The organism is Geomonas diazotrophica, assembly GCF_018919385.1.
Lineage (GTDB): Bacteria > Desulfobacterota > Desulfuromonadia > Geobacterales > Geobacteraceae > Geomonas > Geomonas diazotrophica.
The window spans coordinates 1-22726 of record NZ_JAHLMF010000003.1 but is presented as its reverse complement, the minus strand read 5'-3'; the positions used below and the strand labels follow the sequence as shown (position 1 = coordinate 22726).

Annotated in this window: 20 protein-coding genes; 7 read left to right on the top strand and 13 right to left on the bottom strand. The window is 61.9% G+C overall.

The genetic code is table 11. The annotated features are described in order from the left end of the window. Positions 1-200: 200 nt before the first annotated feature. The gene (ybgC, locus tag KOM00_RS03705) at positions 201-611 is read left to right on the top strand and encodes a tol-pal system-associated acyl-CoA thioesterase (protein ID WP_216497492.1); all 411 of its coding nucleotides are present in this window, start codon (positions 201-203) and stop codon (positions 609-611) included. Between the two features lie 204 nt (positions 612-815). Here ybgC and lspA read toward each other — a convergent pair whose 3' ends face one another. Continuing rightward, positions 816-1322, bottom strand: a complete 507-nt coding sequence (lspA, locus tag KOM00_RS03700) for a signal peptidase II (protein WP_216497491.1) — start codon at positions 1320-1322, stop codon at positions 816-818. 149 nt (positions 1323-1471) lie between these two features. Then, complete coding sequence (gene ileS, locus KOM00_RS03695) at positions 1472-4249, bottom strand: isoleucine--tRNA ligase (RefSeq protein ID WP_216497490.1); 2778 nt, start codon at positions 4247-4249, stop codon at positions 1472-1474. A gap of 451 nt (positions 4250-4700) precedes the next feature. Between ileS and KOM00_RS03690 the strand changes: the two genes are divergently transcribed. After that, positions 4701-6515: a KUP/HAK/KT family potassium transporter gene (locus KOM00_RS03690; RefSeq protein WP_216497489.1), complete on the top strand. Its 1815-nt coding sequence runs from the start codon at positions 4701-4703 to the stop codon at positions 6513-6515. A 100-nt stretch (positions 6516-6615) separates the two neighbouring features. Here KOM00_RS03690 and KOM00_RS03685 read toward each other — a convergent pair whose 3' ends face one another. The 3 genes from KOM00_RS03685 to KOM00_RS03675 form a co-directional block, all read right to left on the bottom strand. Continuing rightward, positions 6616-6957: a hypothetical protein gene (locus tag KOM00_RS03685; RefSeq protein WP_216497488.1), complete on the bottom strand. Its 342-nt coding sequence runs from the start codon at positions 6955-6957 to the stop codon at positions 6616-6618. Between the two features lie 99 nt (positions 6958-7056). Beyond that, positions 7057-7836 carry an endonuclease/exonuclease/phosphatase family protein gene (locus KOM00_RS03680; RefSeq protein ID WP_216497487.1) on the bottom strand — a complete coding sequence of 260 codons (780 nt, stop codon included), beginning with the start codon at positions 7834-7836 and terminating at the stop codon, positions 7057-7059. Positions 7837-8019: 183 nt separating this feature from the next. Next, entirely contained in the window at positions 8020-10485 is a 2466-nt protein-coding gene (locus KOM00_RS03675) for a methyl-accepting chemotaxis protein (RefSeq protein ID WP_216497486.1), read from the bottom strand. A gap of 273 nt (positions 10486-10758) precedes the next feature. On the opposite strand from KOM00_RS03675, the gene KOM00_RS03670 reads away from it, so the two are divergent. Both KOM00_RS03670 and KOM00_RS03665 read left to right on the top strand, forming a co-directional pair. Beyond that, on the top strand, positions 10759-12015 hold the full coding sequence (locus tag KOM00_RS03670; RefSeq protein ID WP_216497485.1) for a bifunctional alpha/beta hydrolase/OsmC family protein: 1257 nt from the start codon (positions 10759-10761) through the stop codon (positions 12013-12015). Between the two features lie 110 nt (positions 12016-12125). Further along, positions 12126-12302 carry a hypothetical protein gene (locus KOM00_RS03665; protein WP_216497484.1) on the top strand — a complete coding sequence of 59 codons (177 nt, stop codon included), beginning with the start codon at positions 12126-12128 and terminating at the stop codon, positions 12300-12302. A gap of 62 nt (positions 12303-12364) precedes the next feature. Here the strand turns inward: KOM00_RS03665 and KOM00_RS03660 are convergent, their stop codons facing one another. From KOM00_RS03660 to KOM00_RS03635, 6 genes are all read right to left on the bottom strand, one after another. Further along, positions 12365-12490 (bottom strand): FeoB-associated Cys-rich membrane protein, encoded by a 126-nt coding sequence (locus KOM00_RS03660; RefSeq protein ID WP_216497483.1) that lies wholly within the window; start codon positions 12488-12490, stop codon positions 12365-12367. Between the two features lies 1 nt (position 12491). Continuing rightward, the gene (feoB, locus tag KOM00_RS03655) at positions 12492-14705 is read right to left on the bottom strand and encodes a ferrous iron transport protein B (RefSeq protein WP_216497482.1); all 2214 of its coding nucleotides are present in this window, start codon (positions 14703-14705) and stop codon (positions 12492-12494) included. Further along, entirely contained in the window at positions 14702-14929 is a 228-nt protein-coding gene (locus tag KOM00_RS03650; RefSeq protein WP_216497481.1) for a FeoA family protein, read from the bottom strand. Before KOM00_RS03650 ends, feoB begins: the two co-directional genes overlap by 4 nt. Before the next feature lie 4 nt (positions 14930-14933). Beyond that, positions 14934-15188 (bottom strand): FeoA family protein, encoded by a 255-nt coding sequence (locus tag KOM00_RS03645; protein ID WP_216497480.1) that lies wholly within the window; start codon positions 15186-15188, stop codon positions 14934-14936. A 67-nt stretch (positions 15189-15255) separates the two neighbouring features. Then, positions 15256-16689 (bottom strand): carbohydrate porin, encoded by a 1434-nt coding sequence (locus KOM00_RS03640; RefSeq protein WP_216497479.1) that lies wholly within the window; start codon positions 16687-16689, stop codon positions 15256-15258. Positions 16690-17171: 482 nt separating this feature from the next. Continuing rightward, positions 17172-17621, bottom strand: a complete 450-nt coding sequence (locus KOM00_RS03635) for a DNA-processing protein DprA (protein ID WP_216497478.1) — start codon at positions 17619-17621, stop codon at positions 17172-17174. Between the two features lie 171 nt (positions 17622-17792). Here KOM00_RS03635 and KOM00_RS03630 point away from each other — a divergent pair, with 171 nt between their 5' ends. The 3 genes from KOM00_RS03630 to KOM00_RS03620 are packed head-to-tail and all read left to right on the top strand — an operon-like array spanning position 17793 to position 19181. Then, positions 17793-18239 (top strand): Hsp20/alpha crystallin family protein, encoded by a 447-nt coding sequence (locus KOM00_RS03630; RefSeq protein WP_216497477.1) that lies wholly within the window; start codon positions 17793-17795, stop codon positions 18237-18239. Positions 18240-18272: 33 nt separating this feature from the next. Next, complete coding sequence (locus KOM00_RS03625) at positions 18273-18671, top strand: Hsp20/alpha crystallin family protein (protein WP_216497476.1); 399 nt, start codon at positions 18273-18275, stop codon at positions 18669-18671. A 27-nt stretch (positions 18672-18698) separates the two neighbouring features. Continuing rightward, positions 18699-19181 (top strand): Hsp20/alpha crystallin family protein, encoded by a 483-nt coding sequence (locus KOM00_RS03620; RefSeq protein ID WP_216497475.1) that lies wholly within the window; start codon positions 18699-18701, stop codon positions 19179-19181. 67 nt (positions 19182-19248) lie between these two features. Here the strand turns inward: KOM00_RS03620 and KOM00_RS03615 are convergent, their stop codons facing one another. Then, complete coding sequence (locus KOM00_RS03615; protein WP_216497474.1) at positions 19249-20247, bottom strand: YhdH/YhfP family quinone oxidoreductase; 999 nt, start codon at positions 20245-20247, stop codon at positions 19249-19251. A 176-nt stretch (positions 20248-20423) separates the two neighbouring features. Then, positions 20424-21707 carry a GGDEF domain-containing protein gene (locus KOM00_RS03610; protein WP_216497473.1) on the bottom strand — a complete coding sequence of 428 codons (1284 nt, stop codon included), beginning with the start codon at positions 21705-21707 and terminating at the stop codon, positions 20424-20426. Positions 21708-22726 lie beyond the last annotated feature (1019 nt).

Sequence of the window (22726 nt, the reverse complement as noted above, 5' to 3'; positions counted from 1 at the left end):
GCGCGGCACTACCAAAACCGGGCGAATGGTTATTCGCCCCTACAGTAAAGACGAGGAATCCCCCCTCGCCCTCCGGGAGAGGGGCAGGGGTGAGGGCGTTGGCATCAAGACCTCCCTCACCCGCCCTGCGGCCGCCCTCTCCCGCAGGGCGAGGGCTACATGGACAGATCCCCCGGGGATCTTTTTTTATAGGAGGCTGCATGGAAGTACGGATCTACTACGAGGACACCGACGCGGGGGGGGTGGTGTACCACTCCAACTACATAAGCTACATGGAGAGGGCGAGGACGGAATTCCTCAGGGGACACGGGCTGTCGGTGCGCGAGATGCACGACCTCGGCATCATCTTCCCGGTGGTCTCCATCGAGGCGAATTTCAGGGCGCCGGCCAGGTTGGACGACCTCCTGGTGGTGCGCACGCAGATTGCCACGCTGAAGAACAGCTCGTTCACCGTGGCGCAACAGGTGGTCAGGAAGGAAGACGACAAGTTGCTGGTGGAGGCGAAGGTGACGCTGGCGTGCGTGAGCCCGGAGATGAAGGCGCGGCGCCTGCCCAACGAGATCAGGGAGCTGTTCACGCGGCTTTTGGAGGAGAAAGGCGAGGAAGGGTGAAGCATCGCTCCCCTGGGAATGAAAATGCGTAGGGGCGAATAACCAGTCGCCCCTGTTGGTGCGCCAGCGGGAGGCTTGCGCGCGGCGCAGGTGCCTCGGACCGGCTGTGCCGGGCGAATATTTATTCGCCCCTACAGGCCGCCGAGGCCGCACCTATACGGTGGGCCCCAGCGCCCGAGGTGAAAGGAAATCCGGAAAGGACCGTCAGGATGCGTCCGAGGTGGGTGGCGTCTTCTTTTCCCTGCGCTCCTCGAGCAGCATCTCGACGGCCAGGATGAAGACGCCGACGCAGATGGCGGAGTCGGCGATGTTGAAGGCGGGCCAGTGGTGCCCTTTCCATTGCACGTCCAGGAAGTCGATGACCTCGCCCAGGCGGACGCGGTCGATCATGTTGCCCAGGGCGCCTGAGAAGATCAGCGACAGGGAGGCGACGTTCCAGGTCTGGTCGTCCCGCACCTTGCTGACCGCCACCAGGATCACGATGACCGCGATGCTCGAAACCAGCAGGAAGAAGGGGAGCCGGTAGCTCGAAGAGGCCAATATCCCGAACGCGGCCCCCTTGTTGCGCAGATAGGTGATGTTGAAGAACCCCTCGATGACGGGATAGGAGCTGTGCAGGGTCATGCTCTTGTCGATGTAGAGCTTGCTCCACTGGTCGAGGACCAGCACCAGCGCCGAGACCGCCGCGAGGATGATGTATTTTGGTTTCATAGGATCCTTTAGAACGTGGTCCAAGGTTCCCTCTCCCTCCGGGAGAGGGCTAGGGTGAGGGTAACGCCACGGGCACACCCCTCACCCGCCCTACGGGCACCCTCTCCCGGCGGGAGGGGGCATGGACATTCCGGTTTGGTGACCGCCTCTTATTTCACCGCCGCAAGGCATTTCGGGCAGATGCCCGCGTGCTCGGCGTCCTTGCCGAGCTCCTCGCTGTAGCACCAGCAGCGCTCGCACTTCTCGCCGGGAGCCGCGCTCACGCCCACCTCCAGCCCTTCGATCCCTTCCGCGACGTAGACCTCGCCGGAGACTTCACCGGCAAGCCCAGCCTTGGAGACGATGAAGATCTCGGCAAGCTGGTCCGCGCATTCCTTCAGGAGCGCCTCGGTGTCGCCGGTAGCCTTGATGGCGACGGCGGCATCCAGGGAATGCCCGATCACCTTCTTGACGCGGGCCAGTTCGAGCGCCTTGGAAACCTCGGAGCGGATCTTGATGATCTTCTCCCAGCGGCCTGCCAGCGCCTCGTCCTTCACCTCGGGGGTGAGCGCCGGGAAGAGCGCCAGGTGTACGCTCGCTTCGCGGGTGCCGGGCATCTCCGCCCAGACTTCCTCCGCGGTGAAGGAGAGTACCGGCGCCACCATGCGCACCAGCGCGTCGAGCACCTTGTACATGACGGTCTGGCCGCTCCTCCTGGCCTGCGAATCCTTTTTCGAGGTATAGACGCGGTCCTTCAGGATGTCGAGGTAGAATGCGCTCATCTCGACGGTGCAGAAGCCGTTCACGGCGTGGTAGAGGATGTGGAACTCGCTGTCGGTGTAGGAGGCGAGCACCTTCTCCTTCAAAAGCTCCAGCTGGTGCATGGCCCAGCGGTCCAGCTCCGGCATCTCCGCGAAGGGGACGCAGTCGGTGTCGGGGTTGAAGTCGTGGATGTTGCCCAGGATGTAGCGGCAGGTGTTCCTGATGCGGCGGTAGCTCTCGGAGAGCCGGGTCAGGATCTCCTGGGAGATGCGCAGGTCGTCGCGGTAGTCCTGCGCCGCGACCCACAGGCGGAGCACGTCGGCGCCGAACTTCTTGATGACGTCCTCGGGTGCCACGACGTTGCCCACGGACTTGCTCATCTTCCTGCCGGCGCCGTCCATGACGAAGCCGTGGGTGAGCACGTTCTTGTAGGGGGCGCGGCCGCGGGTGCCGACGCTGGCCAGAAGCGACGAGTGGAACCAGCCGCGGTGCTGGTCGCTCCCTTCCAGGTACATGTCGGCCGGCGAGCCCAGGTTGTCGCGCAGCTCGAGCACGGCGGCATGCGAGGTGCCGGAGTCGAACCAGACGTCGAGGATGTCGCCTTCCTTCTCGAACTCGTTCTTGCCGCAGGAGGGGCAGGAGGTCCCTTCCGGCAGGAACTTCGCGGCATCCCAGTCGTACCAGATGTCGGAGGTGTGCTCGGCGAAGAGGTCGGCCACCTGGTGCATGATCTTGCCGTCGGCCATGACGTGGCCGCAGCTCTTGCAGTAGAAGGCGGCGATGGGGACGCCCCAGGAGCGCTGGCGGGAAACGCACCAGTCGGGACGGTTCTCGATCATGCCGTAGATGCGCTCGCGACCCCACTTCGGGATCCAGTTCACGTTGTTGATCTCGGAGAGGGCCTTGCCGCGCAGGTCGTTCTTCTCCATGGAGATGAACCATTGCTCGGTGGCGCGGAAGATGACCGGCTTCTTGCAGCGCCAGCAGTGCGGGTAGGAGTGCGAGATCTCCTTGGAACCCAACAGGGCGCCCACCTCGGTCAGCTTCTCGATCACGTTCTTGTTGGCGTCGAAGACGAACTGCCCGCCGAAGAACTCGATGTTCTCGTAGAAGCGGCCACGGTTGTCGACCGGGTTGTAGATGTCGAGACCTTCCTGCAGCCCCAGCTCGTAGTCCTCCTGGCCGTGGCCGGGTGCGGTGTGAACGCAGCCGGTACCGGCTTCCAGGGTTACGTGCTCGCCCAGGAGGATGACGGAATCCTGGTCGTAGAACGGGTGGCGGGCCAGCTTCTTCTCCAGCAGCTTGGAGGGGAACTTGGCCAGCACCTCCCCTTCCGCGCCGATCTCCTTGAGGAAGCTCTCCTTCAGGCCGTCGGCCACGATGACCACGTCGCCGCTGTTCAGCGCAAGCGCCACGTAGTCGAGCTCCGGGTGCAGCGCGATGGCGAGGTTGGCGGGAAGGGTCCACGGGGTGGTGGTCCAGATCACCATGGAGGGCTTCTTGCCGGCAAGCTCGGGCGCCACGCTCCCGGCGTCCTCTTTCAGAGCGAATTTAACGAAGACGGAGGGGGACTTGTGGTCGGCGTACTCGACCTCGGCCTCGGCCAGCGCCGTGCCGCAGGAGGAGCACCAGTGCACCGGCTTCTTCCCCTTGTAGAGGCCGCCGTTCTCGGCGAAGCGGGCCAGTTCGCGGGCGGTGGCCCCCTCGTAGCTCGCGTTCATGGTCAGGTACGGCTCGTCCCAGTCGCCGAAGATCCCGAGGCGCTCGAACTCGGCGCGCTGGATCCCCACGAACTTGGCGGCGTACTCGCGGCAGAGCTTGCGCATCTCCAGCTTGGAGATCTCGTGCTTCTTGGAGCCAAGGTTCTTCTCCACCTGCAGCTCGATGGGGAGACCGTGGCAGTCCCACCCCGGGACGTAGGGGGCGGCGAATCCCTCCATCCTCTTGCTCTTCAGCACGATGTCCTTGAGGATCTTGTTCAGTGCGTGGCCGATATGGATGTGCCCGTTGGCGTAGGGAGGGCCGTCGTGCAGCACGTAACGCGGCTTGCCTTTGCCGGCCTCCTCGATCTTGTTGTGTATGTCAACCTCGGCCCACTGCTTGAGCATCTCGGGCTCGCGCTGGGGAAGATTCCCCTTCATCGGGAATTTGGTGTCGGGGAGATTGAGAGTGTCCTTGTAATCCATGTAAACGGCCTCCGCGCTGTCAGTTCAAGCCTTGAGAGAAACGACTTAAGCTACAAGCAATAGGGGAGAATGTCAAGCGCAAACAGGGATTTCCGACGATCTCAGCGCGAGCGGCGCCCGCTTGGCCGCCCCCCTCCTGAAGCGGAAGGGACATTCCCGAGGCCGATGGCGTATATGAAGCATGGCGAAGCCCCCTTCCCGGCGTCCCCGCCGCGCCCGTCCGGCACGACACGGACGCCGGCGCCGGGCTCGGGTCCTTCCGGGAAACGGTTCGACCCGATCAAGACGCCCCCCTGACTTTAGTGCTGCCAAAAGGGCTACCCGCGGCGAGGCAGCACGTGGGCGACGCGGGGCGGGCTGTCGATATACCGGCTGTTTGCGCGGTTTTTCTTGTCACCGACTGACAGCGGTGCTATATGTTGCGCGCTGATATCAACCGGAGGCTTGCTCCATGAAACACGAACAATCATACTGGGGCGGGGTTGTGAAATCGATGGGCCTGGTTTTCGGCGACATCGGCACGAGCCCCATCTATACCCTTACCGTCATCTTCGCCCTCACCAAACCGACACCGGACAACATCTTCGGCATCCTGTCGTTGATCGTGTGGACCCTGTTCATCCTGGTCACCGTCGAGTACGCCTGGCTTGCCATGAGCCTCGGCAGAAAGGGGGAAGGGGGGACCATCGTCTTGAAGGAGATCCTGGTCCGCCTGCTCAAGGGGGGGCGCTCCATGGGATTCATCGGCCTCCTCTCCTTCATCGGGGTATCCCTGCTCTTGGGGGACGGCGTCATCACACCGGCCATTTCCATACTCTCCGCCGTCGAAGGTCTCGAGCTGATACCGGCCACGGCCAACCTGTCGCAGGCAGGCGTGATCGCCATCGCCGCCACCATAGCCATCATCCTCTTCATCTTCCAATCCAAGGGAACCGACAAGGTGGCAGGCGCCTTCGGCCCCCTGATGGTGCTCTGGTTCTCGGCCCTTACCCTGTCCGGCCTGATCGCCATCTCGGGACACCCTGAAGTCCTCAAGTCGATTTCGCCCTGGTACGCCATCAAGTTCTTCCTCGACAACGGCATGTCCGCCTTCTTCGTCCTCTCCGAGGTGATCCTGTGCGCCACCGGGGGCGAGGCGCTCTACGCCGACATGGGGCACCTGGGGAGAAAGCCGATCGTGCGGGCATGGTACTTCGTCTTCGTCGCCCTGGTGATCAACTACCTGGGGCAGGGAGCCTTCCTGCTGGAGCACCAGCACGAGAAGAACACCCTGTTCGGCATGATCCACGGGCAGGCCCCATACCTGTACATCCCCTTCCTGCTGCTCACCATCCTGGCTACGGTAATCGCCTCCCAGGCCCTGATCAGCGGCGTCTTCTCGATCATCTACCAGGGGATCACCACCAGGATCATGCCCCTCATGAAGGTGGACTACACCTCGAGCCACCTGAAGTCCCAGATCTACATCGGCTCGGTGAACTGGACCCTGATGGTGGCGGTCATCTTCATCATGCTGCTCTTCGGCAAGTCCGAGAACCTGGCCGCCGCCTACGGCCTCGCTGTCACCGGCAGCATGACCATCACCGGCATCATGATGACCATGATCTTCGCCAACACCACCAAGAAGTGGAAGGTCCCCGTCGCCATCGCCGTGACCGTGGTCGACTTCGTGTTCCTGATCGCCAACCTGAACAAGCTGCCGCACGGCGGCTACTGGTCACTGATCCTGGCCTCGATCCCCTTCCTGACCATCCTGCTCTGGACCAAGGGACAGCGCGCCCTGTACCGGGCCCTCAAGCCGCTGGACGTGGAGACCTTCCTCCTCTCCTACGAGCAGATCTTCGCCAAGCAGCGCACCATCCCCGGGACCGGTCTCTTCTTCACCCGCGAGTGGGCGGTGGTGCCCCCCTACGTGGTGCACTGCATCATCCGCAGCAACATCATCTACGAGCGCAACGTCTTCATCTCCATCATCAGGACCGACGAGCCGTTCGGGGTCTCCTACAAGCTGACCGAGAACCGGGGCAGCGGGCTGGACTCCTTCGAGATCTTCGCCGGGTACATGGAGGTGATCGACATCGAGACGCTCCTTAAGAAGAACGACATCCACGAGAAGGTCATCTTCTACGGCGTCGAGGACATCACCACCAACAACCCGATCTGGAAGGTGTTCAACGCCATCAAGAAGCTGAGCCCGAACTTCGTCCAGTTCAACCAGCTTCCCGCCAGCAAGCTGCAGGGGGTTCTGACCAGGGTCGAGATGTAGAGAGGGAACGAAAGACCATCGTGAATGGAAAAGGAAAAGGGCCGCCCCCCGACGGGAGCGGCCCTTCTTCGTATCGATGTGGCGGGGAAGGAAGGCGCGGTCAGACTGCGTCCAACAGGCTCCCCCAGTTGTCCTTCATCTGGATCCGGTGCAAGGCGTTCAGGCCATTCACCTCGTAGCAGATCTGGTCTGCCTCCTCCTGGGAGAGCCCCACCTTGGGGCGCACCCCCATCCAGTGGCTGAACTGGCCGGAGGGGGCCTCCAGCGGGCGCGGCAGCGGCGGTCCCGGCTTGTACTTCTTCTCCACGAAGATCGCCGCCTCGTACTGGCGCCCGTGCTTCACCAGGCAGATTTCCAGCAAAGAGCCCGTGTTCTGCAGCACGCGCTCGATGATAACTTCCTGTACTTCCATATCGTCCGGCATCTCCGTGTATTCGCTCATAGCATCTCTCCGTTTCCCCGCTGCGGGGCATCTGTTTGATTCTCCCTTCTCTTCGGACGAGGTGGCCGCCGACTTTAGAATTTTTGGCGATTTCAGCTGCTACCTGACCAGCGCCGCCTGCGGCTCAACGCCTGCCAGACGCAGCTTTACGACGAGCGGCAAGTGGTCGGACGCAACGGCGGTCAGCCTGGTGCGCGGGATCAGTTCGCTCTCGACCGCGAGGTCGGGCGAGATGAAGATGTGGTCGAACCGGACTATGGGCATGCTGCTCGGGAAGGTGGACTGGTTGTGCCCGAACTTGAGCCGCTCCTGCTCGTCCTGGAGCGCATTTCTGAGGCGCTTGTGGATGCTCCAACTGGGGAGGGCGTTGAAGTCGCCGCACAACACCACCGGGGGGCGACAATCGGGGTGCGCGAGCCACTCGGCCCCGGTGAGCACCTTCGCCTGGTAGCTGCGCTCCCGGGGGGTGAGCCCCAGGTGGGTGTTCACGAACTGCAGCTTCTGCCCGTACAGGTCGATCTCCACCCACATCACGCCCCGCGGCACCATGGTACGGTAGCGGTTCTCCGGATGCAGCCCCCCTGCCCGGACCAGCCGCATCGGGAAACGGCTGAAGACCACGTTGCCCCACCGTTCCCGTTCCAGATGGTAGTGAACTTCCCTTCTCACCACCAACGCCAATTCATGCGCCAGGTCCTGGCAGGCGCCCCCGATCTCGGGCCGAAAGCGCGCGCCGGGAAGTTCCTGGAGCGCCACGATGTCGGGCTGGCAGGTTTCGATCACCTCCGCGATGCGCGAGGCCGAGGTGTGCCGGTCGTTGCCGGTCAACCGGTGCACGTTGTAGGTCATGACGGTGAAGCTTAGGTCCTTTTCGGGCATGGCGCACCGGCCGCCTTTCTCGGAGCGGAGTGGCTGCGGGCCCCGCTCTGGGGATTGAGCAACGCCAGGAATTATACCCGGTTTTACCGGCGCTGTCGGGAAGTGGTGTGGCGGCGGAATGAAAAAAGGGGCGAATGATCATTCGCCCCTACAGTGGTCAACGGTCTTGCGATGGTCGGCAATCTACCCCTTGGACGAGACGTCGAAGCGGTCGATCTCGTTTTGCAGGACGGTGATCTGGCCGGCGAGCGCCGACATGCTTTCGCCGAGCACCTTGACCGCGCCGAGGTTGGTCTCCGTGGCGGCCTTGATGCTCTCGACCGCCGGAAGCACCTGGTCGGCCCCCTTGCTCTGCTCGTCGCAGGCCTTCTTGATGTGGCGGATCATCTCGGTGATGTTCTCGGTGGACTGGGCGATGAAGTTCCCGACGTTGCTCTGCTCGCGGGTGGAGTTCTTCACCTGGTCGGTGAGCACCTTCATCTTCTCCACCGCGTTCAGCACGAGGCTGCTCCCCTCCCCCTGCTCGCGGGTCGATATGGCGATCTGGCGCACCATGGTGGTGACCTTTTCGGTTGTTTCCCTGATCATCAGGCTGCCGCGCGCCTGTTCGGCGGTGGCCCGGGCGATGCCGTTCACCTGCTCGGTCGCCTGCTGCACGCCGGCAACGATCTGCTCCAGGGCCTCGCCGGACCTGCGGGAGAGTTCCTCTCCCTGGGCGATGTTCTGCTCCGCCTGGCTGATGGCGACCACGGCGCGGTCGGTCTCCTCGAGGACGCCGTTGATCACGTCCGAGATCTTCCTGGTGGAGGCGCTGGTGCGCTCGGCAAGCTGCTTGATCTCGCCGGCCACGACCGCGAACCCCTTGCCGTGCTCGCCGGCCTGGGCCGCGATAATCGCGGCGTTGAGGGCCAAGAGGTTGGTCTGCTCCGCGACGTCGTCGATGACCGACAGTATGGCGCCGATGTCGCCGGCGCGCTGGGAAAGGGTGGCGATGACCTCCGAGGTGATGCGCGAGGAATCCTTGATGGCCCTGATCCCCAGGATGGTGGAGTCGACGGCGCTCTTACCCACCTCCGCGTCCTGCTTGACCGCTTCGGAGATCTTCACCGTGTTCAGCGCGTTCTTCTCCACCTCCTTGATGGAACTGTCCATTTCCACGATGGAGGAGGAGTTGATGCTGGCTTCTTCGAGGAGCAGGTCGGCGTTTCTCCCCACCTGCTTGATTGAAGCGGCCATCTCGATGATCGCCGAGCCGACCTCGTCCACCTGCTGGGCCAGCGCTTCGGCGTTGAGCGCCACTTCCTCGATGCTGGAAGCCATCTCCAAGACCGAGGAGGAGCTCTCCGAGGCCGACTGCGACAGCCCCTCCACAGCTCCCGCCACCCCTTTGATGGAGGCGGTGATCTGGGTCATGGCGCTGGAGGCCTCGTTCACCGAGCTCGACTGCTGTTCGGCAGCCCCCATGACCGTGCCGGAGACCTGCACGAGGTTGCCGGAAACCGCGCCCAGCTCGTTGCTGGAGTGGCTCACCTGCCGCACCATCAGGGCGAGCTTCTCGGTCATGGCGTTGAAATCCGCGGCCATGGCGCCTATCTCGTCCTCGGTTTGCACCTCGAGGCGGCGGTTCAGGTCCCACGTGGTGGTAACGGAGACTATGTGTTCCTTCAGCGTGGTGAAGAGATCCAGGCTCGGCTTGAGCGACAGGTAGAGAATCGCGATGGAGGCAAGCAGGATGGCGATGAAGATCCCCAGCTGCGCCGCCACCCCCTTCCACATGGTAGCGAACAGGGGGCTGATCTCCTTGTGGGAGAAGAGGATGCCGACGGTCCCGCCGGAGGCGTCTTTCACCGGCCCGACGCCGACCAGGTACCTCCCCCCCTTCAGGGAGACGATGGCAAGCTGCGGCTCCTTGAGCGCTTCGTTCATCTCCGGCAGCACCTTGGCCGCCAGTCCGAGCGCCACTTCCTTCTGGGTCGGATACAGGATGCGGAAGGAGCCGACTTTCTCGCTCTTCACCTCCGTCGACTTGCCCTTCAGGAAGTCTTCGGTGAGAAAGAGGGTGACGTCGTTACCGGTGATCTGCTTCATCTGCTGGAAGACGTGGTCGATCTCCTCGGCCACCTCCATGTAGCCCAGCGCGCTTCCCCGGTAGCTGACGGGCTTCACGCAGCGCAGCGAGAAGAAGTTCTTCCCCATCTCCAGCCCCCAGGCCATCTGCTTGGTGGCCTGGGCCTTCAGGAACGTTTCCCGCTTCAGGATGTCCCCGTCCTGCTCCGGCTTGTGCGCCCGCAGCAGCACCTTGCCGTCAGGCTGGATGAAGTACATGTGGGTGATGTTGTTGTTCTGCTTGATCTCGCCGAATATCGGCTTGGCCGCGGCAAGGAGCGCGTCCTTGTTGCCTGCGGCAAAGGGAGCAAGCAGCACGTCGAGCTTGTCGAGGCCGGCGTGGGCGCGGGCCAACCCCTCGGCGTCCCCTTTCAGGATCGCCTCGAACAGGCGACCGCTGTTGGCGGCTTCGTCCTTTAGTCCCTCCCGCATCTGGTGCATCTGGTACAGGTAGGCAAACAGCCCCAGCATGGTGATGCTGGCGACACACAAAGCGACAACGGAAACGACAACCCTCTTCTTGATCGACCACGTTGCAAACATCTTCTGACTCCCAATGGCATTGCATTACATTATAATGATGGAGGTTACGTTTATATCTCATTCTCCTTAAAGAGAAAAGAGGCAAAGAGTTGCCATGTTGTGATTCAAATCCCATTATCCGGATTTCCCCCATCAGGTTGCCGTTGGGGTAATCCTGTCGATGAGCAGGGAAATGGCAACCCATTGACTTGCGACCGGCCGCAATTATCATTTTCCTGGCTGCGAGAACGCAGGGTGCGCGACGGCCAGGACGGCCCCGCCGAGGAGTTCGCCATGAACACGAAGAAGATCACCTTTCCCAACGGAAGCGGCTACCGGCTGGCGGCCCGGCTGGAACTCCCGGACGACGAGCGCCCGGTGGCCTACGCCATCTTCGCCCACTGCTTCACCTGCTCCAAGAACATCAAGGCGGCGGTCAACATCACGCGGGCCATGAGCAGCCGGCGCATAGCCGTGCTTCGTTTCGACTTCACGGGGCTGGGCGAGAGCGAGGGGGATTTCGCCGACACCGATTTCTCCTCGCAGGTATCCGACCTGGTGGCGGCGGCACGTTTTCTGGAGCGCGAGTACCAGGCTCCGCGCCTGCTGGTGGGTCATTCGCTGGGCGGATCGGCGGTGCTCGTTGCCGCCGCCGAAATCCCTTCGGCCACGGCGGTGGCCACCATCGCCGCTCCCTACAGCCCTTCCCATCTGCGCCGCCTGCTGGGAGAGTCGGCCGAAGAGGCCGAGCGGCAAGGAGAGGCGACGGTCAACCTGGGGGGCAGCGACTTCACCATCAGGAAAAGCCTGCTCGACGACCTGGAGGCGCAGCGTCCCGCCGAGACCCTGGCACATCTCGCGGGGGCTCTCCTCGTGCTGCATTCACCGGCAGACGGCATCGTGAAGATCGACAACGCGACCCAGATCTTCCAGGCGGCCCACCACCCGAAGAGCTTCATCTCCCTGGGAAGCGCCGACCACCTCCTCTCCGAGGGCGCCGACTCGCGCTATGCGGGGGAGGTCATCGCCTCCTGGGCCACCCGCTATCTCGGCGCGGCCGAGGCCGAGGCCGAGCCCGTGGCTCAGCCGGATTCCCAGGCCTCGGACAACAGGGTCACCGCCCGCACCGGTGCCGAAGGGTTCCGCACCGAAATCTTCGCCAACGGTTTCAGCCTGACCGCCGACGAACCGGTCAGTTACGGCGGCAGCAACGAGGGGCCCTCCCCCTACGAGTTCCTGATGGCCGCGCTCGCAGCCTGCACCACCATGACCGTCCAGATGTACGCCCGGCGCAAGGGGTGGCCGCTCGTCGAGGCGCTGGTGCGGCTTTCCCATCACAGGATCCACGCCGAGGACTGCCGCGACTGCGAGTCCGAGGACCGACGCATCGACAAGTTCATACGGGAGCTTGAGTTGATCGGGGAGCTCGACCTGGAGCAGAGGGAGAAGCTCCTGGAGATCGCGGAGAAATGCCCGGTGCACCGCACCCTCACCGGCGAGATCCGGGTGGAGACCACACTGAAAGGAAGCACCCTGAACGTAGAGGTATAGCCGCCGGGCGCGGGAAAGGGGAGGGCGGAGCGATTTCCCCTCAAGGATCGCAGCCTCCCTGCCGAAAAGAGCTGCAGCGGCCGAGATAAGGGGCTGCAGGAGGACACGTTATGGATGTAACCACCATAGCAACCATGCAGGTAGCAGGCGCCGCTGCTCTCGCCCAGCAGTCGGCCTCCATGGAGTTGATGAAGAACGCGGCCAACGCCCAGATGCAGATGGCCAACATCCTGGCCCAGCAAGCGGCCGCGGTGAACCCGCCGGAGGGGTTCTCCGTCTACGCCTGAAAAAACCGACCACCAACCGCAAAGGGCCGGGGAACTTCCCCGGCCCTCGTCGTTTCAGCGCGTTACTTCTTGCAGCAGCTCCCCCCTTCGCAACCGCAGCACCCCTTCTTCTTCCAGAGCGTGGCGTACAGGATGTAGCAGGCTCCCCCTACGAGGAGGGCCGCGATGATTGCGTCTGCGATTCCCATGTCAACCTCCCAGCCCCAGGACTCTTCCCCCCTGATAGACGATCAGCGCGGCGCACCAGGCCAGCGCGGTCTGATAACCAAGCCCCACCACGGCCCATTTCCAGGTACCGAACTCCTGGCGCATGGCGGCGATCGCCACCACGCAGGGCATGTAGAGCAGCACGAACACCATGAAGGCGTAGGACGACAGCGGGGTGAATACCCCCAGCAGCGCCTGTTTTAGCGCGGAACGGTCCTTCTCCTTCTCCTCCGGTACCGGCAGATACAGGAGCGTCTTGACCGCCTTGCTGCAGGCCGCGCCGAAGGAAACCCCAATCTCCTTCAGATCCTCCTGCAGGGTCGGCACCTCCGCCTGCTCTTCCTTCTTGGGCGCGTAGATTTCGCCCATGGTGCCGACCACGATCTCCTTGGCGATGACGCCTGAGATCAGGGACGATGCCGCCTCCCAGGTGCCAAAACCCATGGGCTGGAACACCGGCGCCACCACAGCGCCCGCCTGCCCCAGGTAAGAATCGCGCTTGTGCTCGACCCCCCAGGGAAGGTTCAACAGAAACCAGACCAGGATCGAGACCGCGAAGATATAGGTACCGGCCTTGTACAGGAAGTGCTTCCCCTTCTCCCAGGTGTGCACGCAGAGGCTGTGCAGGGAAGGCATGCGGTAGGGGGGGAGCTCCATGATGAACATGGGGGCCTCGCCGCGGAACAGCGTCTTCTTGAAGATGAGCCCCATCAGCACCGCGAGCAGTATCCCCATCACGTACAACGACCAGATCACCGTGCTGGAGTTGTTGGGGAAGAAGGCGGAAACGAAGACCACGTACACCGGCAGGCGCGCGCCGCAGGACATGAGCGGCACCAAGAGCGCGGTCAGCACCTTGTCCTTGGGGTTCTCCAGGGTGCGCGTCGCGTAGATCCCCGGGACGTTGCAGCCGAAACCGAGCAGCATCGGTATGAATGATTTGCCGTGCAGGCCTATGGCGTGCATGGTGCGGTCCATCACGAAGGCGGCGCGCGCCATGTAGCCGCTCCCCTCCAGGAAGGTGATGAAGAACATCATGGCGAAGATGACCGGCACGAAGACGATGACCGAGCCCACCCCGGCGATCACCCCGTCGTTCACCAGCGACACGGTCCAGTCCGGCGCCCCCAGAGGGGTCAGCAGGGCGGAGGCCCAACGCTTGAATGGACCGTCGGTCATGGAGCCGAGCCAGGCCCCAAACGGGGCGGACAGGTCGAAGGTGAGCTTGAACAGCAGCCACATGGCGGCCATGAAGATCGGGATCCCCAGGAAACGGTTCAGCACGATCTTGTCGATCTTCTCGGTGATCTCGGTAGGGCGCAGCTCTGGCTTGTGCAGCACTTCGCGGGTCAGCCCGGAGGCGAGCGAGTAGCGGGCGTCGGCCATGATAGACTCGATGTCCTCGCCGTGGGCCTTCCTCAGGTGGTGCAGCGCCTGGTCCAGGAAGTCGAGGTCGTCCAGGTCCAGTTCCCTCATGACGTGGCTGTCCTGCTCCATGAGCTTCAAGAGCAGCCAGCGCTGCGGGTAGCTGTCGGTCAGCGCCGGATAACTGGTGCGGAAGGACTTGGCCAGGTAGTCGCAGGCGACCTCGATGTCCTCACCGTAGTTGAGCTTTTTCGGGACCCGCTGCTTCGGGGCGTCAGCCACCCGCAGCGCAGTGTCGAGCAACTGGTCGAGCCCGGTCTTCCTGGTGGCCGAAGTGGGAACCACCGCGATACCAAGCATCTCTTCCATCGCCTTGCCGTCGATCCGGTATCCCTTCTCCTGCGCCTCGTCGTAGATATTGAGCGCCATGACCACGGGGATGCCCAGTTCCATGATCTGCACGGTGAGGTAGAGGTTGCGCTCCAGGTTGGTGGCATCCACCACGTTGATGATGAGATCCGGGCGCTCGTGGACCAGGTAATCCCGCGCCACGATCTCCTCCTGCGAGTAGGGGGAGAGCGAGTAGGTCCCGGGAAGGTCGACCAGGCGGATCTTCCTGCCGCCGAAGTCGAAGAGGGCCTCCTTCTTCTCCACGGTCACCCCGGCCCAGTTGCCGACGTGGAGCCTGGTGCCGGCGATGGCGTTGATCAGCGTGGACTTGCCGGAATTCGGGTTGCCCGCGACTGCCACGGTGATGACGCGCGCCTCGGCGCTGCGCCCGGAGATCTCGCCGTCTGACTCCTCGTCCTTGTACTTCAACTGCGTGCTCATCCCGCCACCTCCACCGCGATACCTTCCGCTTCCTTCTTCCTGAGGGACAGGTTGTAGCTCTTGATGCTCACCTCGATGGGGTCGCCCATGGGTGCCACCTTGAGCACCTTGACCTCTTCACCCACCAACACCCCCATATCCATGAGCCGCCTTTTCAAAGGTCCGATCGACCCGATCGAGGTGATGGTCCCCTTCTGCCCGGGCTTCAGCCTTGCCAGATTCATCTCGCTATCTCCTCACCATGATTTTCATCGCCATGCGGCGGGCCAGGGCGATCCGCGCCTCGTCCACCCTGAGCAGGATGGTGCTGCCGCCGTTGGTCAGCATTTCAACGTTCTTGCCGATCCGAAGCCCCATCTCCTCGACCCGGACCATGCTCTTATCCTGTTCGGCGCTCCCGGCGCGACCCGCCTCCCCCTTGCCGAACACGATCTCGACGATCTCGCCGTTTTCGCCTGCGCTTAAAAGTCCCAGAGGTATCATCCACGCTCCTTTACTGTGTGCCGTACAAGCGGCGTCGGGTGGCGCCGCCCCCCTTGTGTCCGCCTCTCTAGAAGCTGATCTTCGCGCGCAGCGCGAGCGCCAGCACGTCGTCGTTACCGCTAAGGCCCGCCGGGTGCACCAGGTACTGCGCCACAGGCGAGATCTCGATCTGGTCGCTTGCCTTGTACCTGTAATAGATCTCAGCAAGCTTCTCCTGGGCATCGGCCACGGTACGCGCCGCCTTCACCTGCCCGTAGGCGAAGCCCAGCACGTCGTCCTTGCGGCCGGCGACGAGCCCCAGGTATTGGCCGCCGGCACTCCAGGCGCGGGTTGCCGCGTAGACATCCTTGTCGCGCTGGCCATAGCGGGCGAAGAGGGTGAGCTTGTCGGTGACCTGCTGGTCGAAGCTGACTCCCAGGCCGTAGGCGCTTTTGCCGACCAGCTTGCGGGTCCCGTCCGCCGGTGCGCTATCGAAGGCGCCGTAGATCCGGTAGTTCCCCTCGAGTTCGCCCGCCTTGTGCTTGTAGGCAAGTTCTGCGATGCCGAAGCCGTGATCGAAGATGTCGTTGCTGTCCGAGTCGTTCGCGCTGTCGGCGTCGCCGCTGCCGTAGCCGACTCCGAAAGTAAGGGGCTCCGCCAGCTTGGCCTGGATCCGCGCACCCGGGCCGTTGGCCGGGAAGGGAAGCACGGCGGAATGAACGAAGGCGCCGGAGAGGAACTGGCTGTTTTCGTCGCCCGCAACGGCGTTGGTGTCGAAGTAGTTGGAGAGATCGACCTTGCCCGCGGTAAGCAGGAGGCGGTCGCTGAGAGCGGAGTGCTCGATCCATGCCTCGCGGAAGCGGACCCGGTCGCCGGTCGAACCGGCCACGCCGTTCATCCCGGAGAAGGAGGGGACCCTGGCGTCGACGCCGTCGCCGCCGGTCGCCTCGACGTCGATGACCGCGATGGTGTTCTCACCCACCTTGAAGTTGAACACGAGATCAGCCCGCCCTACCACGTCCGTAGAGTCCTTGGGCTTGTTGCCGATCGACCCTTGCAGCACGCCCACCATCCCGCCCGAGAGGGCGATGTTCTTGGTCAGGGCGGTGAACTTGGTTCCCAGGTCCTCATGGCGCGACTGGAAGGTCCTGGTGCCGACCAGGAGCATCTCGGCGCGCAGTTCCTCCTTGAGGTCGCTCAGGAGCACCAGGTCCTCCTTGTCCACCGCCTGGTTCCCCTCCTTGACCACCTTCTCCGCCATCTTCTCGGTGAGAAGATGCACCGCCAGCGCCACGTCCATGCGGGAGCATTGCGCTTTTCCTTCCTGGAACTCCTTGGAAAAGAGCCCCTCCACCTGGTACTTGTTGCCCAGGCGCATGATTTCCTGGCACGCCTTCACGTTGCACTCCACCTTTTCCGGCACCACCAGCTCGGGATGCAGCGCGAAGGCAGCCCCCGATGTCATAAAAAGGCTCCCCAAAAGGAGCATGCCGCTCACGGCGACCTTCTTCACTTTGACCATAACCCCCTCCTCTTATAATTGCTTCGACTCCGCCGGCTTTGACTGCAAAATCTGGAACAAGTTGCCGTATCCAGTTGATTGTTATTCACTACTTGTGGTCTATCGGCCCGTTCATTCAAAACTGAAAACCGATTTCATTCATTGGAGAAAAAAAACAATACTCCCTTGAGTCGTTGCATCGCTGTCGGTAACACAGTGACGCTGCGCCATTTGTCCGTAATCGGAATCTCGTGCCCTGAGAACGTCATCAGTACAATGACATTCACTTTCAGAGCATCAACCCGGGAATACAGTGACAGAAAAACCCCGCATTGCGAGAGTCAAGACATCGCCACTTCCAGAGCTAAACCTTTGATTGACTGGGGGATGGAATTGCCAGATGGACCAATGTCACAGTTGGTTTTGAAAGTTGTTTTCTTTTATAGAGGAGGGGCTCGCGATTGTCAATATTTTTATTTTTAGAAATTTCAGAGCCAGCCGCGTTACAGCAGAACCACTTTGCCTCGGTGCTCCGAGCACAGCCGCTCCAGACTTCCGCCAGGAGACGCATGGGCTATGACAACGGTGTCGGCGAGGTCGATCATCATCTTGTTGCGCTGATAGCACTTCGACTCGCAGGGATGACTCACACTCTGGGCGTAGCGGGATATCACCAGGAGGCGCCCCGCCGCCAGGTGTCGCTCCCATTGCGAGTCCAGCCGGTTCAGCCCCTGAGCCAGGGCGATGATGATGGGCTGGTTTCCCTGCAGCAGCCTGCAGAGCACCTCCTTCTCGATCGGGGAATGGTAGCCGGAGATGACGCAGTTGCCGGCCTCGCGTTGCGCCTCCGCCCAGCGACACGCCTTCTCCGCCGCCTCCTGGGGAAACTTGCGGGAACAAAGGAAAGCGACCTTGCGCAGGTCAAACAATGCCTCGTTGCCGATCGAATGCATGCGCCACCTCCCGGCCGGAATGGCTAGAGTATATCGCGCGCCCTCCCCTCCGAAAGCCCCCCCCAAAGCACCGCACCAGGACGATGGCCTCACACGCCCCCCCCTTGACAGCGCAAAAACAGTGATTATCTTACTCTCAGAAATTCGACTCACCGAAAGGAGGTAAATCACATGGCAAGTTGGGATGTTTTCAGAGAACTGGACAACCTGAGAAGAGAGATCGACGAAGCCTTCCGCGGCGTAGGAGTGAACCGTTCCTTTGGTCCGACGTTCCTCTCGCCGGTGACCACCCGTCGCTTCCCGATGGTCAACTTCAGCGAGGATGAGGGCAACGTCTACGTGGAAGCCCTGATCCCCGGGGTGGACCCCAAAGATGTGGACCTCTCGGTCCTCAGAAACACCCTGACCATCAGCGGCGAGCGCAAGCCTTTCGCCGAGGTGAAAGGGGTCGTGCACCGCAGCGAGCTCGGCTCCGGCAAATTCAGCCGCACCCTCGAGCTCCCGGTCGACATCGACGCCAACAGGATTAGCGCCCGGTGCAAGGACGGCATCATGACCGTGACCCTGGCCAAGGCGGAGCACGCCAAGCCGAAACGGATCGAAATCAAGCTTTCCTAAAGCCGGAAATACTGTGAAGAGGAGGTCATCGATATGGCACCCAACAGCTTGACCGAAAGAAACGACGAAATGAACGTACAACCGCGTGAAGAAACGAGGTCGAACGAGAGATTCATACGCCCGGCAGTAAACATCATCGAAACCGACGAAGGTCTTTTCGTCACCGCCGATCTCCCGGGCGCAGCCAAAGAGAGCATCGACGTCAACGTGGAGAAGGGAGTACTCACCATCAGCGCACCCGCATCGCACACCATGGCGGGCACTCCGGTCTACCGCGAGTTCGAACTGGGCAGTTATTTCCGCCAGTTCACCATTCCGGAGAGCCTCGACCACGGCCAGGCCAAGGCCGATTTCGCCAACGGCATACTGACACTGCGCATACCCAAGGCCGAAATCGCCAAGCCGCGGCGCATCGAGGTGCAGGTGAGCTAAAGACGTTGCACAGGAGGTGAATGAGGGATGGCAAGCCTGGTACCTGAGAAGTGGCGTGACGCCCTTGAACATGTACAGGACAAGGTGGGCACCCTGCTGAACAACCTGGTGCCCGCGAAGAAAGAGGAACGAACGCTGGAGAACCTCACCGCCGACGTGATTCCCGCGTTCATGCAGCGCGGCGGCCCGCTGGTCGACATGCACGAAACCGCCGAGGAACTCGTGATCCGAGCCGAAGTGCCGGGGATGAAGAAGGAAGATTTCAGCGTCGAACTGGTGGACCGGCGCCTCACCATCAGGGGTGAAAAGAAGGTCGTACGCGAGGGGAAAGGGGCCGCGGGAGGCTTCCTCTCCGAGTGCCGCTACGGCAGCTTCTCCCGCAGCGTGGTGCTGCCGTATCCGGTGCAGGAAGAAAAGATCAGGGCGGACCTGAACAACGGGGTCCTCACCATCCGGCTACCAAAGCCGCAACAGCAACGCGGCACGGGGCACCGCATCCCGATTTCCTGAGCCCCTTCACAAGTAAAGGCCAGCCCGCACCCGGACTGGCCTTTATTTTTGCCCGCGGCAGCAGAGCTTACAGCTGCACCACCACCCTCCCCCTGACGCCACCCCGGAGAATCCGACTGATCTCATCCTCCAGACCCTCCAGCGTCACCTCGGTCGCCATCTGGCCCAGGAGTGCGGGGCGCCACGGACCGGCGAGCCGTTGCCACACCTCGAGCCGCGTGGCGCTCGGGCAGCGCGAGGAGTCGATCCCGACCAGGGTGACTGCGCGCAGGATGAAGGGATGGACGTTGACCGGGAGTTCAGCGGAGCCGACCAGACCGCAGCAGGTGACCGTACCGCCGTAGCGCGTGGATTTCAGCACCGCGGCGAGCATCTCTCCCCCGACCACGTCGACGGCCCCCGCCCAACGTTCCTTCATCAGGGCTCGCTCCGCCCCCGCCATCACTTCGGCGCGGGAGATCACCTCCGCCGCGCCCAAGTCCCGCAGAAAACCCTCGTCGGCCGCCTTGCCCGTGGCGGCCACGACGCGGTACCCCGCCTTGGCCAGGATGCTCACCGCCATGCTCCCGACCCCGCCGGTCGCACCGGTGACCAGGACGTCGCCGCTTTCCGGCCTCACCCCCGCCCACTCCAGTTTCAACACCGACAGCCCTGCCGTGAACCCGGCGGTCCCGAGAATCATGCTCTCGCGCAGGGAAAGCCCGGCAGGAAGCGGCACCCCCCATGACGAGGGGACGCGGATGTACTCGCCCCACCCTCCGTCGGTCTCCATGCCGAGGTCGTGCCCGGTGACCACCACCTGGGCGCCCGGCGCGAAGCTGCCGTCGCTGCAGGAAGCGACCTCGCCCGCGGCATCGATCCCCGGTGTGTGCGGGAACTGCCTGGTCACGCCGGGATGGCCGGTGGCGGAGAGGGCGTCCTTGTAATTGAGCGAAGAATAGCGCACCCGCACCAAAAGCTCCCCCGCCCCCAGTTCGTTTATGTCACGCTGCTTAAGGCTCCTGGTGAAGGTATTGTCCGCCCCTTTCTCCACGACCAGTGCTTTGAATCTCGTCATCGTTTCCATGCCGTTCTCCGTGTTGCTCTCTTAGTGATAAACCGACACAAGGATCATAACGGCAGGAAATGAGAGGTCAAGCAGGACGAATGACCTGATCCGGTTCTGGGAGCGGTCGGGCAGGATTTTCCCGAGTGAGGTGATGAACTCTGCGGCGGGTGACAGGGGTGGGCTTGAGAGCTGATTCAGTTGACGGCGTGCGGGTAAACCTGCCTCACTCTCTTTCCCGGCTCCTTCTTGGAGGAGACCACCCGGTTGCGCCCTTTCAGCTTGGCCCGGTACAGCGCCTTGTCCGCAGCTTCGACGAGCTGGGACCTGCTCGCGTCCCGGTCCGGACACATGGCAGCGACACCGGCGCTGACCGTGACCACCCGGGCAACCGGAGAATGACTGTGAGGGACCTGGAGGGCCTCCACGGCTTTACGACAGGACTCCGCGATGGACGCCGCATCGTCAAGGCCGACCCCGGAAAGCAGCAAAACGAACTCCTCGCCGCCGTAGCGCGCCGCGGTGTCTCCGGGGCGCCTGGCAAACCCTCCGAGTTCCTGCGCCACGAGTTTGAGGCAATTGTCGCCAGCCTGGTGTCCGTAGTTGTCGTTGAAGAACTTGAAGAAGTCGATGTCGAAGAAGATGAGCGCTATGGGGGCCTCGGAGCGGACGGCGCGCAGCCATTCCTGGTCCAGCATCACCTCGAATTGGCGGCGGTTGCCCAGGCTGGTCAGCGGGTCCGAGATGGAAAGCCTGCGCAATTCCAGGGTCGCATTCTGGAGCTGCCGGTTTTCGTACTCGAGCAGGTTCGCGTTCAGGAAGTCGCGGCGCAGGTAATTTTCCATCAGCGAATTGGAGAAGGCCCCGATGATGATGGTGGCGACGATGCTGAAGGTGTTCTGAATGAGGATAGTGACGTCGGTGTGGTTGAAGAAGATGGCCACAGCCTCGTATGCCAGCGTGGTGGCCATGGCCCAGCAGACCGCGTAACGGAGTCTGAGGCTTACGAAGGTGAAGGCACCCATGATGAGGAGCAAAATACCGGAGTAGTAGTAATTCTTGGTGGGGGTCGGGTCGTAGTAGACCATGGAGACGATGCCGAGGCTCCCGACCAGCATCACCAGCGAGACGACCGGCTGCATGAAACGCCGGAGATGGGGAAGGTAGGTGAATGCAAGGCCGGCCATGACCGTGGGGCAGACCACGGCGTAGCGGATGAACCACATGTGGGCCCGGTCCGCAGGCAGGAGCAGGCCGTCCACCAGCCCGAAGACCGCGTACAGAATGAACCCGGTCAGGAGTGCGACCCTAACGTGTTTCAGGGTTTTCTCGCGGTAGTACTCGTTGAAGGCGGATTCCAGCGGTTCCGGGAACCGGACGGACTTCAGTCCTCCTTCTCCCAAAGCCTCCTTGGCCTTTTGCACCATCTCCATTTCAGGGCCAGGCGTCATCACATTCACATTTATGTCGATGTTGTGCATATCTCACTCATAGGCGCCGTACGGCATGCTACCGGGAGTTATTCAAACTGACATAAAGCACGGTAGACATTATACCAGCATTCATGAATGCACAACTAAATACACACTCTAATCTGGTGAGTTAAGTCACAAAAAATGCACAAAATCATATACTACAGACAATTCGGGAGTTAGCGGACCGGTGCCAGAGGAACCGATGCTAGGTCTTGTACTGTTGGCCTTAGCTGTCGTAAAAGTCATTTTGCAAGACCTGGCACCACTATCAGTGGATCGGCGTTTGACAAGAAATCTAGGGGAAAGGCTTTTGTCTTTTTGCGGGAGGGGACGTTGCCAAGCATCAGATCGTTAATCCTACCTACAGCAAAGGCGCCCCGACTTGTTAAGGTCGGCCTCCGGATTTTAAGATCGAGCCCGACCTTGTTAAGATCGGCCTCCAGATTTTTAGATCGCGCCCAATCTTGTTAACTTCGGCCTCCAGATTTTTAGATCGAGCCCGATCTTGTTAACTTCGGCCTCCAGATTTTTAGATCGAGCCCGATCTTGTTAACTTCGGCCTTCAGATTTTTAGATCGAGCCCGATCTTGTTAACTTCGGCCTCCAGATTTTTAGATCGCGCCCAATCTTGTTAACTTCGGCCTCCAGATTTTTAGATCGAGCCCGATCTTGTTAACTTCGGCCTTCAGATTTTTAGATCGAGGCCAATCTTGTTAACTTCGGCCTCCGGATTTTTAGATCGAGGCCAATCTTGTTAACTTCGGCCTCCGGATTTTTAGATCGAGCCCGATCTTGTTAACTTCGGCCTCCGGATTTTAAGATCGGGGTAACAGCAAGGCAAGGGGGACAGGCACCCGGTGGAGCCAGTCCCCTTACGTCTTCGGGGGTGTAAAAAGGTTTGTGTAAATGGTCATTTCGGGGTAAATCCACTTACCCCAAGGAGTTGCCATGACCATTGACCTTGCTGTAATCGATGACCTACTGAAACAGTATAAGAGCCCGGAGGAGATTCTCGGGGAGAACGG

Coding starts and splice junctions, on each gene's coding strand:
- ybgC (WP_216497492.1), top strand. CDS start 201: ATGGAAGTACGGATCTACTACGAGGACACCGACGCGGGGGGGGTGGTG.
- KOM00_RS03680 (WP_216497487.1), bottom strand. CDS start 7,836: ATGCCCGAAAAGGACCTAAGCTTCACCGTCATGACCTACAACGTGCAC.
- KOM00_RS03610 (WP_216497473.1), bottom strand. CDS start 21,707: ATGCACAACATCGACATAAATGTGAATGTGATGACGCCTGGCCCTGAA.
- KOM00_RS03670 (WP_216497485.1), top strand. CDS start 10,759: ATGAACACGAAGAAGATCACCTTTCCCAACGGAAGCGGCTACCGGCTG.
- KOM00_RS03640 (WP_216497479.1), bottom strand. CDS start 16,689: ATGGTCAAAGTGAAGAAGGTCGCCGTGAGCGGCATGCTCCTTTTGGGG.
- KOM00_RS03645 (WP_216497480.1), bottom strand. CDS start 15,188: ATGATACCTCTGGGACTTTTAAGCGCAGGCGAAAACGGCGAGATCGTC.
- KOM00_RS03675 (WP_216497486.1), bottom strand. CDS start 10,485: ATGTTTGCAACGTGGTCGATCAAGAAGAGGGTTGTCGTTTCCGTTGTC.
- KOM00_RS03625 (WP_216497476.1), top strand. CDS start 18,273: ATGGCACCCAACAGCTTGACCGAAAGAAACGACGAAATGAACGTACAA.
- ileS (WP_216497490.1), bottom strand. CDS start 4,249: ATGGATTACAAGGACACTCTCAATCTCCCCGACACCAAATTCCCGATG.
- KOM00_RS03650 (WP_216497481.1), bottom strand. CDS start 14,929: ATGAATCTGGCAAGGCTGAAGCCCGGGCAGAAGGGGACCATCACCTCG.
- feoB (WP_216497482.1), bottom strand. CDS start 14,705: ATGAGCACGCAGTTGAAGTACAAGGACGAGGAGTCAGACGGCGAGATC.
- KOM00_RS03630 (WP_216497477.1), top strand. CDS start 17,793: ATGGCAAGTTGGGATGTTTTCAGAGAACTGGACAACCTGAGAAGAGAG.
- KOM00_RS03635 (WP_216497478.1), bottom strand. CDS start 17,621: ATGCATTCGATCGGCAACGAGGCATTGTTTGACCTGCGCAAGGTCGCT.
- KOM00_RS03690 (WP_216497489.1), top strand. CDS start 4,701: ATGAAACACGAACAATCATACTGGGGCGGGGTTGTGAAATCGATGGGC.
- KOM00_RS03620 (WP_216497475.1), top strand. CDS start 18,699: ATGGCAAGCCTGGTACCTGAGAAGTGGCGTGACGCCCTTGAACATGTA.
- KOM00_RS03685 (WP_216497488.1), bottom strand. CDS start 6,957: ATGAGCGAATACACGGAGATGCCGGACGATATGGAAGTACAGGAAGTT.
- KOM00_RS03660 (WP_216497483.1), bottom strand. CDS start 12,490: ATGGGAATCGCAGACGCAATCATCGCGGCCCTCCTCGTAGGGGGAGCC.
- KOM00_RS03615 (WP_216497474.1), bottom strand. CDS start 20,247: ATGGAAACGATGACGAGATTCAAAGCACTGGTCGTGGAGAAAGGGGCG.
- lspA (WP_216497491.1), bottom strand. CDS start 1,322: ATGAAACCAAAATACATCATCCTCGCGGCGGTCTCGGCGCTGGTGCTG.
- KOM00_RS03665 (WP_216497484.1), top strand. CDS start 12,126: ATGGATGTAACCACCATAGCAACCATGCAGGTAGCAGGCGCCGCTGCT.